The following is a 17,340-nucleotide window of genomic DNA, read 5'->3' as shown; positions in this document are numbered from 1 at the left end:
CGACACCCGAGATCACCATGAAAATCGCCATCCTTGACGACTACGCGGACATCGTCCGCCACCTCGACTGTTTCAGCGCCCTCGACGGTCACGAAGTCACCATCTTGAACGACTACGTCTCCGATGTCGATCTCCTGGCCAAGCGGGTTCGGGACGCGGAGGCACTGGTCCTGCTGCGCGAGCGCACGCCGGTCGGCGAGGCGCTTCTCGAGCGCCTGCCCAACCTGAAGCTCATCACCCAGAACGGCCATGTGCCACACATCGACCTTGATGCCTGCACGAACCACGGTGTCGTTGTTTGCTCGGCGCTGACTTCCCGTCCCTCGTATGCCGCGGCGGAACTGACCTGGGGACTCATTCTCTCGGCGATGCGCCACATACCGTTTGAAGCCGAAGCCTTGAAACAGGGGCGCTGGCAGTCCACGATCGGCAGAGGCCTGCGCGGCCGCACGCTGGGCATCCTCGGCTACGGGCGAATCGGCAAGGTCATCGCCCAATACGCCAAGGCCTTCGAAATGAGCGTGCTGGTGTGGGAGCGTGAGAACGGCAGCGGGCAGGCGCGCAAGGACGGACATGACATCCCGGCGAGCCGCGAGGAGTTTTTTGCCCAGTCCGATGTGCTCTCGCTGCATGTGCGGCTCAACGAGGAAACGCGCGGAAGTGTGACCGCGCACGACCTCGCCTGCATGAAGCCGACCGCGCTGCTTGTCAACACCAGCCGCGCCGAGCTGATTTCACCCGGCGTGCTGGCCACGGCACTGAAAGCTGGCAGGCCGGGAATGGCCGCCGTCGATGTTTTCGAGAACGAGCCCGTGTTCGACGGCAAGGATCCATTGCTTGCCTTGCCTAATGCCCTGTGCACGCCGCACATCGGCTATGTCGAGGTGGACAACCACGAGATCGCGTACGGCAACGCGTTCAAGAACATCATTGCCTTCGACGCCGGAAAGCCGATCAACGTCCACAATCCGGAGGCGGTCAAGGGGATGTCGTTCGAAGTGGCGGCGCACTAAGTTGTTGTTACCAAGGGTCGGATCGATCTGAACCAGCTGAGCGGCTTTGCGCACGCGTTTCACTCTTTCTCGATGCCCGCGGCCTTGACGATCTTTCCCCAGTTCTGCGACTCGGCCGCCTGGAACTTGCGAAGATCGTCCGGGCTGCCGCCCAGCGGCTCGAACCCCACGCTTTGGTAGAAGTTCGTCACCGCCTGGCTCTTGTTCGCCTTGCTGAGGATGTCGTTCAGGCGCGCAACCACCGGTGCGGGCGTTCCGGCCGGCACGTACGCAGCGAACCAGAAGGTGCTCTCGTAACCCTTCACGCCGGCTTCGGCGATCGTCGGGATGTCTTGCGCCAGCGCGATACGTTTGGTGGTCGACACGCCCAGTGCCTTGACCTTGCCGCCCTTGACCTGCGGCAGGCCCGTGGCCATGTCGGTGAACATCAGCTGGATCTGGCCGCCGATCAGGTCCGTCACGGCGGGCGGGTTGCTGCGGTAGGGGATGTTCACGATGAACGATCCCGTCATCTGCTTGAACAATTCGCCCGCGAGGCGGCTCGACGAACTGCCCGAGCCGAACGACAGCTTGCCCGGGTTGGCCTTGGCGTACTTGATCAGGTCCTGCACGCTGTTCACCGGCAGGCTGTTGTTCACCACGAGAATCTGCCCGCCCTTGCTCAAGAGCGTGACGGGCTCGAAGTCCTTGACCGGGTCGTACGGCAGCTTCTTGAACAGGTGCTCGTTGGCGGCTTGTGTGGTGTTGGTGGTGATGAAGACCGTGTACCCGTCCTTCGCCGCCTTGGCCGCGGCCTGCGCGCCGATGAAGGCATTGGCGCCGGGTTTGTTGTCGATGACCACTGGCTGCTTCGTTTCGCCGGTGACGCCCTGGCCGAGCGCGCGCGCCAGCTGGTCGGTGGCGCTGCCGGCGGCGAAAGGCACGATGAAGGTGATCTGTTTGTCGGGATACGTCTGCGCATTGGCGGCGGTGGCCGCGAGGCTGGCGGCTGCGATGGCAGCGAGGGCAGCGATGGCGAAAGGCCGCATGATGGTCATGGTGTTGTCTCCGGGATAGCGTTCAGATGGATGGGCAAGGACAGCAGCAGGCTCGAAAGGCACTTGCCATGCGTGTCCAGGTTGAGGGAGCCGTTCACGCCGCCGTCGAGGACGTCGTCGAGCACGAAATTCATCGCGTGCAGCTTGGGCAACAGGTACCGTTTGACGGCCGAGGGGCGCCGGTGGGCGAAGAGATTCATGACTCGCTCTTCCGTCACTTGCTCGACCAGCGCCGCCCAGTGTTGCGCGTCGTAGGCGATCACCGAAATGCACGAGCGGTCGCCCTTGTCGCCCGTTCTCGCGTGCGCGAGCGAATGCAATAAGACTGTCATCACATGAACCTCCAGCCGGGTTGCAGCCACTCGCGTGGCACGAAGCACGAGTCGCTCGAAAGCCGCGGTGTCGTTTGCGTGCGCACACCGCCGCCGCCCGCGGGGCCGCAGGTGTAGAGCGCCAGCACTTCGCGGACTACGGCGTTGGCTTCGTCTTGCGTCGCGCAGGCGGCCGCGAGCCGAAGGCGCACGTCGTCGCTGGCCGGCGCAGCGTGGCCGTCCCACCAGCGGCCCGCGTCATCCGCGAACACACTCGTCACGCCGACCAGGTCCGCGCGAAGCGGCAGGGCTTCGTGGCCCAGCAGGCGCAGCCGCTCGCGGACGACGTCGGCCGCCAGGCGGGCGCGCGCCGTTGCGTTCGGTCCCGCATAGGAGATTTCTCCTTCGGCGAGCCATCCGCCTTCGTAGCAGAGCGTCGCCTTGAGCGTGGGTGGCAATGCATGGCCGCGCACGCCGGTAATGCGGACGCGGTCGATGCCCACCTGCTCGATACCCGCATCGGTTATGTCCGCGACCACATCGGGCGTGAGGTATTGCGCCGGGTCGTGCAATTCGTACAGCAGCTGTTCGGTGACGGTCTGCCTGTCCACGCGGCCGCCTGTGCCCTGCGCCTTGGTGACGACGAAGCTGCCGTCGTGTTCCATCTCGACGATGGGGTAGCCGACTTCGGCCAGGCCTGCAACGTCCTTCAGTCCCGGGTCCGCGAAGTAGCCGCCCGTGACTTGCGCGCCGCATTCGAGCAGGTGGCCCGCCATGGTGCCGCAGGCCAGCCGGTCCCAGTCGTCCGTGCTCCACCCGAAGTGGGCCAGCATCGGACCGAGGGCGAGAGCCGGATCGGCCACCCGGCCGGTGACGACAACATCCGCACCGGCCTGCAAGGCCTGCGCGATTTCGAGCGCACCGAGATAGACGTTGGCACTGACGAGGGGCCTGCCCTGGAGAGAGGAAGGCAGGAGCTCTGCCAGGCGGGCCGGAGCGAGCGCCTTCATCAAGTCATCGCCTTCCACCACTGCAACCTTCAATGGCCGCAGACCCAGCTGTGCAGCCAGTGCATGGATGCGGCCGGCGGCGCCCGCGGGGTTGGCGGCGCCGAAATTGCTCACGATGGGAATGCCCGCTTCGACGCAATCTCGCAGCACGGGCGTGAGGAAGCGTTCCAGCGAAGGTTCCCAGCCGCTGTCGGGGTTCTTGCGCCGCGTGAGCTGCGCGAGCGCGAGGGTGCGTTCAGCCAGGGTCTCGAACATCAGCACCGCCGGCTGGCCGCTCTGGCGCAGCGTCTTCACCACGGGGACGGCGGCGTCCCAGCGGTCCCCGGAAAAGCCTGCGCCGCACCCGATGTGCAATGTGCGGCGCGGCGACGCCGCGTCCGTACTCTGGAGTTTCATCGTCGCTTCCTGATCCGGGATGGCAATGCACCAAGGTTAAGACGCGGCAAGGGATCGGTAAAATGGAAAGATTGGATCGTTTCATCCATGGCATTGATCAATCTGTCAACTCGCGACCTCGAGGCCTTTCTGGCCCTGGCCCACGCGCACCACTTCACGCGCGCGGCGGAGAAGTGCCACCTGTCGCAAAGCGCGTTCAGCCAGAAGATCGCCCGCATCGAGCAGACGGCCGGGGTGGCGCTGTTCGAGCGCTCCACGCGGCACGTCACGCTCACGCCCGAGGGCGAAGTTTTCGCGCAAGAGGTCACGCGCATCCAGCAAGACCTGCAGCACGCCGTCTCCCACCTGAACGAGCTGGCGACGCGCCGCATCGGCAAGGTGGCCATCGCGGCGCTGCCTTCGGTGGCGGCAGTGTGGATGCCCCGAGTGATTTCGCGCTACCGCGCCGCCAACCCCAACATCCGCATCGAACTGTTCGACACGCTGGCGGAAGGCGGCTTCGCTTTGTTGCGCGAGGGACGCGTCGACGTGTTCATCGCGGCCGGCGCGGACGTGCGCGAGTTCGACGTGACTGAACTACGGAACGAACCCTTCCACCTGGTCTGCCGCCCGTCGCACCGCTTCGCCGGCAAGCGCAGCGTGTCGTTGGCGCAGCTGAAAGGCGAGGAAGTGATCCATCTGGCGCGCAGCAGCAGCGTGCGGCAGCACCTCGAGGCCGCGGGCGCGACGGCGCAGCCCAATGCGCTGGAAGTGGAGCACCTCGCCACGGTGGCCGCGCTCGTAGCGCAAGGGCTCGGCGTGAGCATCGTGCCGGAGCTGGCCCTGTTTCACTTCGAGCGGGCCGGGCTCGTCTGCGTTCCGGTGCGCGACCGTCACCTGCGCAGGCCCATCATCCTGGCCCGCCGCAAAGGCAAGGCCCTGTCTGTCGCGGCCAAGGCGATGGTCGAAGAAATCCTGTCGGAAGCGCGACAGGCGAAGCGCTGAAGCAGCTATGACTGCTGACGCCGCGCCTGGATCATCTTCCAGCCGTTGCCCGACGGATCGCGAAAACCCGCATCCACGGTGCCGTAGCGCTCCACTGGTTCCTGGGTGAATTCGACGCCGCGGTTGACCATGCGTTCGTAAGAGCCGCGGCAGTCGTCCACCGTCAGCACCAGCGGCGGCATCGCGCCTTTGGCCACGATGGCACGCACCGCCTGCGCCGTGGCCTCATCCAGCACCGGCGGGCCGGGCACGAACAGCCCGAGCTGGAACGAGGGCTGCTCCGGATGCTGCACCGTGAGCCAGCGATAGTCGCCGTTGCGCACGTCCGTGTGGACGCGAAAGCCGAGCTTGTCGACATAGAACGCGAGCGCCTCATCCTGGTCTCGCACGTACAAACCGACTGTTTCAACACCTTGGGTCATGGGATCTCCTTTTCTGAAGATCCGTTTATATCGGCGGCGGCCCGGCGCCGCTTCTCCGAAACTGCGATCGTGAGGCCGGGCCGCTGCGCCGCGCTCACCACACAACCCGGCACGCGGCCCAGTTCCTGTGCGGCAGCACGGGCGCGCTCGCGAACGGCGCCGGGGCTCTCGCCGGTGATGTCGCGGAAGGTGCGTCCGAAGGTGCCCAGGCTTTCCCATCCGGTCTGGAAGGCGATGTCGGTGATGGCCATGTCGGTGTCGCGCAGCAGCGCCGTCGCGCGCTCGATGCGCCGCGTGAGCAGGTAGCGGTGCGGTGGCACGCCGAAGGCCTGCTTGAAGGATCGTGCGAAGTGCGCCTCGGACACGTGGCTCACGCCCGCGAGCCGGCTGACGGGCCATGCCTCGTGCGAGGCGGCGTCCATCCTGTCCTTCGCGCGCAGCAGGCGGCGCAGCAGCTCCGGGTCGGGGTTCTCGGTGGTGGACACGCGGCTTATTTCGCCCGCTTGGTTGTCGCACCCGAAGCGTTGACCGCGGCCGCGGCGCGGATGAGCGCCTTGAACGCCGTGGCGTCGATCTTCGCGCCCTCGGCGATGTCGATCGCGCGGCGAGTGTTGCCTTCGAGGCTGGAGTTGAACAGCCCGGCCGGGTCGGCCACCGACGCGCCCTTGGCGAAGGTCAGCTTCACCTTGGCCTTGTAGGTCTCTCCGGTGCAGATGATCCCCTCGTGCGACCACACGGGGATGTTCCATTTCCATTCTTCGACGACGGTGGGGACGGCGTCCTTGATGAGCTTGCGCAGCCTTGCCAAGGTGTCGCCCCGCCAGTCGCCAAGCTCGGCGATCTTTCGGTCGATGAGGTCCGATGCGGCAAGCGACGTGCTTGCACCCTGTTTTTGCATGGTTTGGGCTCCAGAACTTCCGGTCGATCGCGCATCGTACCGGAGGCTCGCTCACCTCGCTTCGATCACGCCGCGCACGTTGCGCGCGGCGGCCAATCCCATATTGACGTAGGCATCGCTGGTCACGCCGCCGATGTGCGGGCTCAGGATGAATCCGCTTTCCTTCTGGAACGGATGACCGGCCAGCATCGGTTCGACCGCGAAGCTGTCCAGACCCGCCGCACGGACTTGTCCGCCGCGCACAGCTTCCAGCAATGCGGCTTCGTCGATCAACCCGCCCCGCGCCGTATTGACAACGATCACGCCGCGCTTGCACCGGGCCAGCGTCTTCGCGTCGAGCAAGTTGCGGTTCTCTTCGGTCAGCGGGCAGTGCAGCGAAATCACATCGGCCTGCTTCCACAGCGTGTCCAGATCGGCCCGCTGCACAAAGCTTGGCAGCTCCTTCGCGTAAGGATCGAATCCCAACACGTTCATCCCCATCGCGTCCGCCATCCGGGCAAAGCGCAAGCCGATGGCGCCCAGGCCCACCAGGCCGACGGTGCGGCCATGAAGCTCCAGGCTTTTGTGCACGGCTTTGTCCCAGTGTCCGGCGCGCATCCGGGCGTCGAGCAAGGGAACCGACTTTGCACAAGCCAGCATCAGCGCCAAGGCATGTTCGGCGACGGCTGCGGCGTTGGCGCCGGCTGCAGCGCGGACTGCGATACCACGCGCGGCGGCGGCCGTCTTGTCGATGGTGTCGGTGCCGCTGCCGTGCTTCGAGATCACGCGCAGCGACGGCGCCGCGGCCATCGCGGCCGCGCCCACCTTGCCATAGCGCACGATGATGGCGGCCGGGTCATGCTGCCCGCAGAGCGAGACGATGTCGTCGTCGCTGGGCGTTTTGCCCGCGTAGACGATTTCATAGCCCCCCAACAGCGCCAGCGCCTCCGGCGCCAGGTCGGCGGCCGTGACCAAGACGACGGGCTTTCGTTCGCTCACAGCGATTCGCCTTCTTTCAGCACGCCGGCGGTGCGCAGCGCGCCTGCCAGCCACTTGGCGGTGGTGTCGCCCTTCTTGATCGCCTCGATGCGCGCGCTTTCGTCGGCCACCTTCTTCCCGGCGAGCGGTAGCAGCGACGAGATCTTCTCGCGCTCGACCACCACCACGCCGTCGGCATCGCCGATGATGAAGTCGCCGGCATGCACCGTGACCCCGCCGACCGTCACGGGGTGTCCGATGCGGCCGGGGCAGGTCTTGGTCGGGCCGTTGGGGTTGAAGCCCGCGGCGAACACGGGGAAGTCCATCTCGTCGATCTCGAGCGTGTCGCGCACCGCGCCGTCGATCACCACGCCTGCAATGCCCAGCTGCTTGCATGCCGTCATCATGATGGTGCCCATGAGCGCGGCCGTGAGGTCGGCCTTGCCGTCGATCACCAGCACGTCGCCCGGCCTGGCCATCGACATCGCGGCGTGGATCATGAGGTTGTCGCCCGGTCGTACCTCCACGGTGAAGGCTGTCCCTGCGACCTTCATGCGGGGGCGAAGGGCCTGGATGCGGCCGTGCAGCGCGCCGCGGCGGCCTGCAACGTCGGCCAGGATGGCGGGTTGGAAGACCGCGGCGTCGCGCACGACGTCGGCAGGCACGCGCAGGAAATTGCGAATGATGTCTTGCGTCATGCTCAATCCACTTTCGCGCCGGATTCCTTGACGATCTTGCCCCAGCGGGCAATGTCGTCGCGGATCAGTTTGCCGAATTGCTCGGGCGTGCTGCCCGCTGCGTCGGCCCCTTGGTCGCCAAGTTTCTTTTGCAGGTCTGCTGCCTGCAATGCCTTGTTGATGTCGGCGTTGAGCTTGGCGACGACTTCCTTCGGCAAGTTCGCGGGCCCGACGATGCCGAACCAGGTGACGGCCTCGAAGCCCTTGTAGCCGGACTCGGCGATGGTCGGCACCTGGGGCAGGTCGTCCGTGCGCTTCGCCGACGTGACGGCGAGGGCGCGCATCTTGCCGTTCTTGACATGGCCAATGAGGGTCGGGATGGACGACACGTACAACTGCACCTGTCCGCCGATGACGTCGGTGACGCCCTGGGCCGCGCCCTTGTACGGCACGTGTGTCAGCTTGATGTTGGCCGCCTTCTGGAACGATTCGGTCGCCAGGTGAGCGACCGTGCCGTTACCGGACGTCGCGTAGTTGAGGAAGCCGGGTTTGGCCTTCGCCGCCGCAACCACATCGGCGAGCGTCTTGTAGGGCGAGTCCGCCGCCACCACGATGAGCATCGGCGCGCTCGCCACCAGGCTCACCGGTGTCAGGTCTTTCGTCGGGTCGTACGGCAGCTTGGCATAGAGGCTGGGATTGATGGCCAGGTTGCTCGTCTGGCCGAGCACCAGCGTGTACCCGTCGGCCGGCGACTTCGCAACCGCATCGACGCCGAGATTGCCGCCGGAGCCGGGCTTGTTGTCGACGACGAAGCTGTAGCCCGAGCCGGCGGTCTTGTTCGCCACCTCACGGGCAATGATGTCGGTGCCGCCGCCGGCCGGGAAGGGCACGACGAGGCGGATGGGTTTGGCGGGCCAGGCCTGCGCGTACGCGCCGGTGGCCATGGTGCACGCAATGGCCAGGGCCAGCGCGGAACGGCGGGAAATCTTCATGGGTGTCTCCAAGGTCCGCTGGAAATCGCGGTATGGGAGGGACTTTAGGTGCGCGTTGCACACCGTACAATACCGTTCCACACAGTGAACCATGGTGCGGCATGCGCAACGATCCAACGGATGAGCCCGCGGCAGCGGGCGGCGGCGTCATCGCGGTGACGCGAGCGCTCTCGCTGATGGAGGCTTTCGAGGTGGGCGAGTCGACACTCTCGCTGGCAGAGCTGAGCCGCCGTTCGGGCATGCACAAGACGACGGCGCTGCGGCTGGCGCGCACGCTGGCGTTGTCGCAGTACATGGTGCAGGCAGATGGCGGGCAATGGCGGCTCGGGCCGGCGGCCGGCTGGCTGGGCGCGCGCTACCAGGCGGGGTTCGACGTCAACCGGGTTGTCGAGCCGACACTGCACGAGCTCGTCAAGGCAACCGGCGAGAGCGCGTCGTTCTACGTGCGCGAGGGCGACATTCGCGCCTGCGTGGCCCGCGTCGAAGGGCCGCAATCCGTGCGGCATCACGTGCGTGTCGGCGAGCGGCTGCCGTTGGACAAAGGCGCCCCGGGGCGCGTGATCCTGGCCTTCAGCGGCGCGGTGGGGGAGCCCTACGAGTCGATCCGCGAGGAGGGGTTCCAGCTCTCCATGGGCGAACGCGAAGCCGAAGTGTCCAGTGTGGCAGCGCCCGTTTTCGGCCTCAATTGGCGGTTGCTCGGCTCCGTCTGCATCTCCGGCCCAAGCGCTCGCCTGTCCAAGGCCAAGCTGATGAAACACGCCAAGACCGTCATTCGCGCGGCCAACCAGCTGTCGTATGCGCTCGCGGGAAGCAAGTCCGCCCAAACGCCTCGGGCGCTTTCGCGATGGCATCCGTGACGCCCTATTGGCTCTACCTGCTGGAATGCGAAGGCGGCGTGTATTACGCCGGCATCGCGCTCGACGTGGAGCAGCGGTTCTTCCAGCATGTCTTCGGGCTGGGCGCGAAGTTCACACGTTCGCGTCCGCCGTTGCGGGTGCTCGCGGCGCGCGAGTATTTGAGCAAGGGCGATGCGTTGCGGGCGGAGCTGCGGCTCAAGGCGCTGCCTCGCTCTTCGAAGCTTGGGTTCTTCGAGGTGGAAGCGAAGACACGGTTGGCGTGATTGGACCTCGCGGCGAAGCTGTGCGTGGGCGGGCTGCGGCGCGATGGCTACGGCGTTAGTCATCGCCTTGCTGTCGCAAGCTCCTGCCGAATTCCTTGCGCCGGGAGACCCCGCGACCCGCGCGAAAAAACTCGCCTCCGCTACGCTGCGACTCAAACAATTTTCGCGAGCATGAAACGGTCGCACGGCTGAAGCCGTGCTGGGTCGCGCGGTCTCCCGGCGCAAGCGCCTGGGCTCTATTCGCGCCGCAGCCCGCCCACGCACAGCTTCGCAGAGACACTGTTGGCGCGCCCCCGGTGGAAGGCCAACGCTTTGGTCGTCCGCCAGGATCTCGGCACGCCTGCGCCGCACGCCACCATCTCACTGCAACGCCGTGCATGGCCGGGCCGCGGCGCGAATAAAGCCCAGGCGCCCGCGGTGGACGGTCTTGCGGCCCAGCGTCGCTTGCGACGCGACCGTCTCATGCTCGCGGCACTTGTTTGAACCGCGCAAAGCGTGGTGAGTTGTGCCGCGCGGGCCGCAAGACCGTTCAGCGCGGGGACTCCGGCTAAAGGCGCGAAAGCGCCGCAGCCGGACGCCGTAGCCATCGCGCCGCGGCCCGGCCGTGCACGGCGTTGCCGCGAGGTCCAAGAGCACCAGCCATTGAAGTGCGGGACAGGCCACTAACCGCGCAAAGCCGCTTCAATCTTCGCGACGTCGATCTTTCCCATCTCCATCATCGCCTCGAAGGCGCGCTTGGCGGCCGCGCGATCGGGGTTGTTGATCGCTTCGCTCAGCACGCGGGGCGTGATCTGCCAGTTCAGGCCCCACTTGTCCTTGCACCAGCCGCATGCGCTTTCCTTGCCGCCGTTGCCCACGATGGCATTCCACAATCGGTCGGTCTCCGCCTGGTCCTCTGTGGCAACCTGGAACGAGAACGCCTCGCTGTGCGTGAAAGTCGGGCCGCCGTTCAGGCCCAGGCAGGGAATGCCCATCACGGTGAATTCGACCGTCAAGACGTCGCCCTGCTTGCCCGAGGGATAGTCGCCCGGCGCGCGATTGATGCGGCCCACCGCGCTGTCGGGGAACGTCTCGGCGTAGAACTTCGCGGCGTCCAATGCCGTGCCGTTGTACCAGAGACAAATCGTGTTCTTGCTCATCATCTGTGCACTCCTTGTGGCGGAATCGAAAACCACTGTGCCACACATCTACAGGAACCAGAAAACCGCGAGTGCAACAACTGTAGGTGCCGCGGCACCCAGCAGCAGCTCAGCTGCACCCACGGTCCCGTCAGCGAAGCCGGACTTGAGCAGCGCAATGCCTGCCGGGTTGGGCGCATTTGCAATCACCGTCAATCCACCACCCGCAACCGCGCCGGCCACCAGGCTGTACTTGGCCGGCTCCGAGATGCCAACGATGAGCGAGCCGAGGTAAGTGAGCGCCGCGTTGTCCGTCACGGCCGTGAGCGCGGCAGCGCCGAGAAAGAGGGCTGCCGGAGACATGGCCTCGACGAGAGGCTGCAGCCACCACTGCTGCATCCCGCCCAGCACCACGAGGCCCGCCAGGAAGAAGGCGACCAGCAACGCCTCCTTGATGAGGAGCGGATCCTGGTGCCGTTGGTAGGCGTGCGTGTACCCGACGAACATCAGGAAGAGCGCGAGAAAGGCGACAGGGTGGTGGGCCAATACCACAACCGCAGCCAGGAACGCGAGGTGGATCGCAACCACCAGCGGCGGCGCGGCGCGCTCCGCATCCTTGTCGACGCGCGGGGCGAGATGCCCGCGCAGCAGCCACGTCGCCGCGGTTGCGTTGACGATCACCGCCAGCGTGGCCTTCCATCCGAACGTCGACGCCATGTACGGCGAATCCCAGCCCCACGTGCCCGCCACCATCAGCACGGGCGGCGCGGCGAACGACGTCAGCGTGCCGCCGATGGAGATGTTCACGAACAGCACGCCCAGCGCGAAATACTTCGGCCCCTCGGGGACTTCTCGCCGGAATATCTGCGGCGCAAGAGCCAGCGCCGCGATCGTCATGGCCGCGGGTTCGGTGATGAGGGACCCGACGAGGGGAACGACCGCGAGCGACAGCCATGCCCGCGCGGCGGTGGTGTCCACGGGCAGCCGATCGGCCAGGAAGTCGATCATCGCGCCGACCGCCTGGATGACTGGCCTGGAGGCCGACACCACCATCACGACGAAGACGAACAGGGGCTCGGTGTATTGCCGGCTCTCGGCGTATTGCAGTGCCTGGGCAGGGCTCGCCAGGACGGCCATGGCGGTGACGAGGACGATGGCCCAGAAGCCGAACACCACCTCGATCTCGCCGAGCAGGTGGAACAGTCCGGCGTGACGGGGGTAGCGCGCGGACAGCCGCTCGAACTGTTTTGCCGCGAAGGTGTGGAGCAAAGCCACGCCGAAAAGCGCAGCCGCAATGGCCTGGAGAAGTGACGGGGAGTCTTGCATCGGTTCATGGCAAAGCCGCGAGGCGGCCCGACCGTCGCTGAACCTGCCGCATCGAGGGATGCGGCACCCGTCGTTAGTCTACCGCTGTCAGGCTCAATGCCAGCGCGGGTTGCGCGGCGCGCGGTCGAACCGGTTCACAAAGCCGTCGCGGTCGAAGTCGCTCCACTGCGCGTGGCGGAACGTGGCGCGTGCATCGAAGTAGCGCGAGTCGCGGTCGAACTTGTTCGGGATGCCATCACGGTCGGCGTCGCCGAATGCGCCGCCGCGGCGGTCGTGGCGATCGAAGCGATCGAAGCGGTCACTGTCGTGGTTGAACTGCACGGTGTGCGGCTGCGGCTGTGCGTAGACCAGCGTCACGTCGGTGCGGGCGTGGGCCGCGGAGCCCGCGACGATGGTGCCCAGCGCGATGGCCGAAGCAACGAGGGTCTTGGTGGAAAGAAAGTGGGTCATCGAAAGCTCCTTGGGTTAGGTGCTTGCATGGTGCGACCGCACCGCTGAACCGGTGCTGAACGAAAACACGAGTGTGTTTCGCGCGGGTAAAGCTTTGTTGCGAACACGGCGTCAACCCGCTGATTTCCTCAGTTGCGCGTAAGCCAATTCCCTAAGGATGAATCGAATGCGGCTGGCCTACTGGCTCTGCAGGCAGCGTTTGCCGGCAGGCCGAGGGGGACCAAGGCCTCTACCCGAAACCGAACGAGATTCCACACCATGAAGCAGTTTTTCCTGAGCGCCCTTGCCCTTGCCGCACTGACCGCCGTAACGGCCGCCGGCGCCGCGACTTCGTCCGGCACCCTCACCGTGACCGGCACGGTCGAGAGTTCGATCAACCTGACGATTGAATCCGCAGGCGGCACGACCTCGGGCACCGGCACCGCCGCAGCCACGTCCGCGCTGGGCAACATCAGCAAGTACGGTTCCGCACCGACGGGCTTCACGCTGGCTCGCGGCGCTTCCGACTGGACGCTGTCGTCGACCGTGGGCGTCAAGGTCGACAAGGCCAACCTCACCAGCACCGACTACACGCTGGACGCGCAACTCGGAAGCGCACCCGCCAGCGGCATCGTGTGGAAACTCAATGGCAGCACGCTGAGCGACTCCGCCGCGACCACGCTGACGTCGACCGGCACTTACGCGTCCACAGGCTCCTACTCGTGGGACATGGTGGTTGCCGACTCGGCCGCCGCCGCCGCCATTGACAACGCGATCAATTTCACCGCCACCTCCAACTAAGCCGGCGCTGGACTGTTGCGATGGCGCGCCCGTGCCTCCTCTGGTTGCTGCTGCTTCTCATGCCCGCGGCGCACGCGGCCGGCATGGCCGCGGCAACGCCTTCCTTGCTGGCGCCGCAGCCGCTTCGCATCACGTTCCCGCTCGTTGAAGGAGGCGCCTCCGGCCCCTCGGGCAGCGACGTGTTCCTGGACGTCGGCCGCGTGTCGGCGTCCGGGGGACGCGAACGCGCCAATGCGATCCGCATCACCCGGCGCGTGTCCGTCAAGCTGGAAGGCGTGGGCGCAACAGCGCGCATGTCGGTGGCGCTGCAGGCTGACACGCCGGGCGTGACCGTCCGTGTCGACGGCGCGGCGCTGTCCACCGTGCCGCGCCTCGTCGATCCGGCGCACCGCGTGGGTTCGGTCGTCGTGCACCAGATCGAGATGATCATTCCCGCCGGGGTTCCCGCCGGCCCCTTCCTGAACAACCTGCAATGGCTGGCCGAAACCGATTGACCGCGCCACCGGCCCGATGGATTCCATGCTCCCGATGACTCGCCTTCTTCTCGCGCTTTTCCTGCACGCGGCCTGTGCCGCGGCCGCGGCGCAAACCTTGATCCTGCGTCCGGCCGTCGTGCCTTTGAAAGGTGAGACCGGCCAGAGCGTGACGCAGTCGCTCGCCATGCAGAACGAAAGCGACGTTGCGCTCGAGTTCGTGATGGAAGCCAAGGACGTCGTCGTGCGCGAGGGCGCGCGGCAGTTCGTCGAGGCCGGGCGCCTTCCGGACAGCATCGCCGCATCGGCCGTGTTCTCGCCACCGCGCATCCGCGTCGAGCCGCGTTCGAGCGGAAGCGTCAGCGTCACCTTCACCTTGCCGCCGACCATGCGCCATCGCGCGGTGGTCGCGCTGTTTCGCGGTACGAACGCTGTGGTCACCGGCAAGCAGCGCGCGCTGCTGTCGCTGGGCACGCTGTTCACCTTCACAGTTTCCGATCGCATCTCGATCCAGGCGCAGCCGCTCGAGGTGATCCCGCCCTCCGCGTCGGCCAATGCGCAACTGCGCAGCCAGGTCGTCAACGACGGCACCGAGCCGGCCATCCCCGGCGGCATGGGCATCATCCTCGACGAGCAGGGCAAGCTGGTAGGCAAGGTGCCGTTCCAGAAGAAGCGCCTGCTCCCTGGAGAAAAGGCCACGCTGGTGGCCGACTTTCCCGGCGATCTGCCCACGGGCAACTACCGCGCCGTCGCGACGTTCGACATCGCCGGCCGTCCGCTCACGCTCAGCTCTTCGCTCTCGGTGCCGTGAAGCGCCGCCTCCTTATCGTCGCGCTGCTGATGGCGGCATGGCTGGGTGTTGCCGGGCCTGCCCATGCGGACGTCGTGCGCCTGGCCGCGCGCGAGTCCGTCACGATCGACGTACCCGGCGCCATCGCGGCCTTCGCCGTCGATCCGTCGACGGTCGAGACCGCGGTGGTGGCGGGCCAACTGGTCCTGCTCGGCCGCCGCGCGGGCGACACCGTGGTCACCGTCGTCACGGCCGGACAGACATTCACCCTGCAGGTTCACATCGACCCGCCGGCGCCGCTGCCCTGGATGCGCGACGCTGCGCGCATCCAGAACCGCGGCGTCTGGGAGAGCCGCTACGACACGGGGCTGCGCCGTCTTTCCACGTCGCTCTCGGCCCAGTTCGGCCAGGGCGACAAGGCTGCGCGGCTGCGCGTCGACGCCTTGCGCCAGCAAGAATTGCATGGCCAGCGCGCCTACACCGCGCTGCCTTTTGCCAGCCTCGAGCTGCAATCGCCGGGACGTTCGCTGGTGCTGCTCGACCAGCTCTTGCGCACCACGCCGCTCACGCTCGATGGCGTCGTGCTGCGCGGCGCCCATGTGCGCGATGGCGACGTGGAGGTGCACGCCGGCATGGCTTCGATTTCTCCCACGGAAGATCCCCTGGTGCCGCGCAACGCGGACCGCGCCGCATCGGTCGCGTGGCACACGCAGTATGGCCCGCTGAAGATCGTGCCTTCGGTGGTGTGGCTGCCCGACAGCGGCACCTCGATGCCCGGGGTGGTGTCGGTCGGTGTCGAGGGCGGGCAGGGTGCCGATCCGCTGCACTACCGCGCCGAGGTCGGCTACAGCGGAACGCCCGGCGGCTCCTTCGAAGCCGACTACCGCAGGGACGGCAGCCAGGGCTGGATACGCGGCGTGCATCGGCCATCGGAGTTCGCTTCGACCCGTGCCGGCCGGCCGGCCGGCACCTCCCTCGAGGGCGCGTGGACGGAGCCGCTCTCGACGGCCACCGTGCTCAGCATGAACGGCGCCGCCAGCCGGGTCGACGTGCACGGCGGGCATGCGACCGGCGCGTCGGCCGGCGCAGACGTGCGTCATCAGTTCGCGGAGAAATGGAGCGCAACGCTGGCTGCGTCGACCGGCATGTACCGCGGCACCGAGGGGGACAGGGTCACGCGCGGCACGGTCGCGGCGGGCGTTGCGTACGAAGGCACGAACGCCGGCGTGACGGCTCAATTGCGCCACCAGCGGTCTTCGCTGACGGACAGCGGCGGCAACGGTGGGCGCCTCTCCATTCGCGCCGCGGAAGGCGGCTGGCGCGGCAGTGCCTACATCGACGCGCAGCAGCAAGCGGCCACGCTGGACCTCATCCTGCGAGGCGATCCGGACGTACGGCGCGCGATGACCGAGCTGGGCATCGCGGCGTCCCAACCCGAGGAAGTGGTGCGCCAGCTGCGCGACAACGCCGCGCTGCTCGCATCGCGCGGTGTGATGATCGGTGAACTGAGATTGAATCCCTTGCGCGTGCAGGCGGGGGTGGACGTGTCGTGGCGCGGCCAGGGCGAAGCCCGGCCCGAACTGGGTTTGCGTTTGATCGAAGACCGCTCGCAAGGCGTGACGGACGGGCGCCGCGCGCTGGTGGGTTCGCTCTACGCCAACTGGCGGCTGACGCAAGACGTCGATGTGGGCGTGAGCTATTCGCGCTGGAGCCTGCGGCAGGGCAGCTTCGACGCCGACGCCAACTCGTCGTTCCAGCTCATGCTGCGCACGCGCTTCGATGCGTTGGCCGTGCCGGGCCAGGGCAGCCGGTCGATCACCGGCGTCGTCATGCGCAACGTGGGCCCTGAAGCCGACGCGGCAACGGTGCCGGCGCCCGGCGTCGACGTGATCCTCGACCGCGGCCGCCGCACTCGCACCGACGCCGAAGGCCGCTTCAGTTTCGATAACCCCGGCAGCGGCGCGCATCGCGTCGATGTGGCGCTGCCGCCGCAGCCCGGCGTGTACTTCACGTCGCCATCGATGCAGACGGTCGAGCCGGGCGGCTACGCGAGCTTTGCCATGAATTTTTCCGGTGCCCGCCTGAGCGGCACCGTGCGCGACGACGCGGGGCAGCCGATCGGCGGCGTGACCGTGCGCGTCGAAGGCCCGAGCACCGCGACCGCCATCACGGATTCGAACGGCGTGTACCGCCTCGGTTCCCCACCCGGCGACGCGCGCGTCTTCGTCGTGGCAGAAACCTTGCCGCCCGGCTACGAAGTGGCGAACATTCCGCCCCGTGCGCGCGCACTCGCGCTCAGCGAACCGGTGGTGGTGAATTTTGCGATTCGCGCGTTGCGCAGCATCGAAGGGACGGCCCTGTGCGGCAACAGCGCTGCGCCGCTGGTGCGGGTGCAAGAGATCGCCCGCGAGGCCGCGCCCGATGACAAGGGCCGCTTCGTGCTGCGCCGCATGCCGGCGGGCGTGCACACGCTCGTCGCAACCTGCCCGACAGGTGACATCAGGGCGTCCATCAACGTTCCGGTCGAACCCGGAATCGTGCGCGGAGCGAAGCTCGGGCCCTAGAGCCTGTGAACAGGCCCTAGAC

20 protein-coding genes are annotated in these 17,340 nt (G+C 67.0%); 8 read left to right on the top strand and 12 right to left on the bottom strand.

From position 1 onward, the window contains the following. Window positions 1-17 precede the first annotated feature (17 nt). The gene (locus EEB15_RS03875; protein WP_141508217.1) at window positions 18-1,013 is read left to right on the top strand and encodes a D-2-hydroxyacid dehydrogenase family protein; all 996 of its coding nucleotides are present in this window, start codon (window positions 18-20) and stop codon (window positions 1,011-1,013) included. A gap of 59 nt (window positions 1,014-1,072) precedes the next feature. Here the strand turns inward: EEB15_RS03875 and EEB15_RS03870 are convergent, their stop codons facing one another. Genes EEB15_RS03870 through EEB15_RS03860 form a run of 3 tightly spaced genes read right to left on the bottom strand, consistent with a single transcriptional unit; the run spans window position 1,073 to window position 3,767 of the window. After that, the gene (locus tag EEB15_RS03870; RefSeq protein ID WP_141508216.1) at window positions 1,073-2,050 is read right to left on the bottom strand and encodes a tripartite tricarboxylate transporter substrate binding protein; all 978 of its coding nucleotides are present in this window, start codon (window positions 2,048-2,050) and stop codon (window positions 1,073-1,075) included. Next, on the bottom strand, window positions 2,047-2,382 hold the full coding sequence (locus EEB15_RS03865) for a hypothetical protein (RefSeq protein ID WP_141508215.1): 336 nt from the start codon (window positions 2,380-2,382) through the stop codon (window positions 2,047-2,049). The genes EEB15_RS03870 and EEB15_RS03865 overlap by 4 nt, the downstream gene beginning before the upstream one ends. Further along, the gene (locus EEB15_RS03860; protein WP_141508214.1) at window positions 2,382-3,767 is read right to left on the bottom strand and encodes an acyclic terpene utilization AtuA family protein; all 1,386 of its coding nucleotides are present in this window, start codon (window positions 3,765-3,767) and stop codon (window positions 2,382-2,384) included. Before EEB15_RS03860 ends, EEB15_RS03865 begins: the two co-directional genes overlap by 1 nt. Before the next feature lie 87 nt (window positions 3,768-3,854). Here EEB15_RS03860 and EEB15_RS03855 point away from each other — a divergent pair, with 87 nt between their 5' ends. Continuing rightward, window positions 3,855-4,751 carry a LysR family transcriptional regulator gene (locus EEB15_RS03855; protein ID WP_141508213.1) on the top strand — a complete coding sequence of 299 codons (897 nt, stop codon included), beginning with the start codon at window positions 3,855-3,857 and terminating at the stop codon, window positions 4,749-4,751. 5 nt (window positions 4,752-4,756) lie between these two features. Here the strand turns inward: EEB15_RS03855 and EEB15_RS03850 are convergent, their stop codons facing one another. The 6 genes from EEB15_RS03850 to EEB15_RS03825 are packed head-to-tail and all read right to left on the bottom strand — an operon-like array spanning window position 4,757 to window position 8,697. Then, window positions 4,757-5,173 (bottom strand): VOC family protein, encoded by a 417-nt coding sequence (locus EEB15_RS03850; protein ID WP_141508212.1) that lies wholly within the window; start codon window positions 5,171-5,173, stop codon window positions 4,757-4,759. Then, window positions 5,170-5,658 carry a helix-turn-helix transcriptional regulator gene (locus tag EEB15_RS03845; protein WP_233259343.1) on the bottom strand — a complete coding sequence of 163 codons (489 nt, stop codon included), beginning with the start codon at window positions 5,656-5,658 and terminating at the stop codon, window positions 5,170-5,172. Before EEB15_RS03845 ends, EEB15_RS03850 begins: the two co-directional genes overlap by 4 nt. 5 nt (window positions 5,659-5,663) lie before the next feature. After that, complete coding sequence (locus tag EEB15_RS03840; RefSeq protein ID WP_141508211.1) at window positions 5,664-6,071, bottom strand: DUF1801 domain-containing protein; 408 nt, start codon at window positions 6,069-6,071, stop codon at window positions 5,664-5,666. A gap of 51 nt (window positions 6,072-6,122) precedes the next feature. Continuing rightward, entirely contained in the window at window positions 6,123-7,049 is a 927-nt protein-coding gene (locus EEB15_RS03835; protein ID WP_141508210.1) for an NAD(P)-dependent oxidoreductase, read from the bottom strand. Beyond that, a complete protein-coding gene (locus tag EEB15_RS03830; RefSeq protein WP_141508209.1) occupies window positions 7,046-7,726 on the bottom strand; it encodes an RraA family protein in 681 nt (226 codons plus the stop codon). Before EEB15_RS03830 ends, EEB15_RS03835 begins: the two co-directional genes overlap by 4 nt. 2 nt (window positions 7,727-7,728) lie before the next feature. After that, complete coding sequence (locus tag EEB15_RS03825; protein ID WP_141508208.1) at window positions 7,729-8,697, bottom strand: tripartite tricarboxylate transporter substrate binding protein; 969 nt, start codon at window positions 8,695-8,697, stop codon at window positions 7,729-7,731. A gap of 101 nt (window positions 8,698-8,798) precedes the next feature. On the opposite strand from EEB15_RS03825, the gene EEB15_RS03820 reads away from it, so the two are divergent. Both EEB15_RS03820 and EEB15_RS03815 read left to right on the top strand, forming a co-directional pair. Continuing rightward, window positions 8,799-9,554: an IclR family transcriptional regulator gene (locus EEB15_RS03820; RefSeq protein WP_141508207.1), complete on the top strand. Its 756-nt coding sequence runs from the start codon at window positions 8,799-8,801 to the stop codon at window positions 9,552-9,554. Then, window positions 9,551-9,817: a GIY-YIG nuclease family protein gene (locus EEB15_RS03815; RefSeq protein WP_233259342.1), complete on the top strand. Its 267-nt coding sequence runs from the start codon at window positions 9,551-9,553 to the stop codon at window positions 9,815-9,817. The genes EEB15_RS03820 and EEB15_RS03815 overlap by 4 nt, the downstream gene beginning before the upstream one ends. 662 nt (window positions 9,818-10,479) lie before the next feature. On the opposite strand, the gene EEB15_RS03810 is transcribed toward EEB15_RS03815, so the two are convergent. From EEB15_RS03810 to EEB15_RS03800, 3 genes are all read right to left on the bottom strand, one after another. Continuing rightward, complete coding sequence (locus EEB15_RS03810) at window positions 10,480-10,959, bottom strand: VOC family protein (RefSeq protein WP_141508205.1); 480 nt, start codon at window positions 10,957-10,959, stop codon at window positions 10,480-10,482. Between the two features lie 45 nt (window positions 10,960-11,004). Further along, complete coding sequence (locus EEB15_RS03805) at window positions 11,005-12,261, bottom strand: putative Na+/H+ antiporter (protein ID WP_141508204.1); 1,257 nt, start codon at window positions 12,259-12,261, stop codon at window positions 11,005-11,007. A 93-nt stretch (window positions 12,262-12,354) separates the two neighbouring features. Continuing rightward, window positions 12,355-12,711 (bottom strand): hypothetical protein, encoded by a 357-nt coding sequence (locus EEB15_RS03800; RefSeq protein ID WP_141508203.1) that lies wholly within the window; start codon window positions 12,709-12,711, stop codon window positions 12,355-12,357. A 258-nt stretch (window positions 12,712-12,969) separates the two neighbouring features. Between EEB15_RS03800 and EEB15_RS03795 the strand changes: the two genes are divergently transcribed. Genes EEB15_RS03795 through EEB15_RS03780 form a run of 4 tightly spaced genes read left to right on the top strand, consistent with a single transcriptional unit; the run spans window position 12,970 to window position 17,318 of the window. Beyond that, entirely contained in the window at window positions 12,970-13,491 is a 522-nt protein-coding gene (locus EEB15_RS03795) for a hypothetical protein (protein ID WP_141508202.1), read from the top strand. A 20-nt stretch (window positions 13,492-13,511) separates the two neighbouring features. Then, a complete protein-coding gene (locus EEB15_RS03790) occupies window positions 13,512-13,985 on the top strand; it encodes a hypothetical protein (protein WP_141508201.1) in 474 nt (157 codons plus the stop codon). Window positions 13,986-14,019: 34 nt separating this feature from the next. Then, window positions 14,020-14,775: a DUF4139 domain-containing protein gene (locus EEB15_RS03785; RefSeq protein WP_141508200.1), complete on the top strand. Its 756-nt coding sequence runs from the start codon at window positions 14,020-14,022 to the stop codon at window positions 14,773-14,775. Continuing rightward, window positions 14,772-17,318, top strand: coding sequence for a carboxypeptidase-like regulatory domain-containing protein (locus tag EEB15_RS03780; RefSeq protein WP_141508199.1), 2,547 nt, complete (start codon window positions 14,772-14,774; stop codon window positions 17,316-17,318). Before EEB15_RS03785 ends, EEB15_RS03780 begins: the two co-directional genes overlap by 4 nt. The last annotated feature ends 22 nt before the right edge of the window (window positions 17,319-17,340 follow it).

The organism is Ramlibacter sp. WS9 (assembly GCF_003797765.1).
Lineage (GTDB): Bacteria > Pseudomonadota > Gammaproteobacteria > Burkholderiales > Burkholderiaceae_C > Ramlibacter.
Note: the sequence above shows the minus strand (reverse complement) of the source record. Positions and strands in the feature narration are given on the sequence as shown.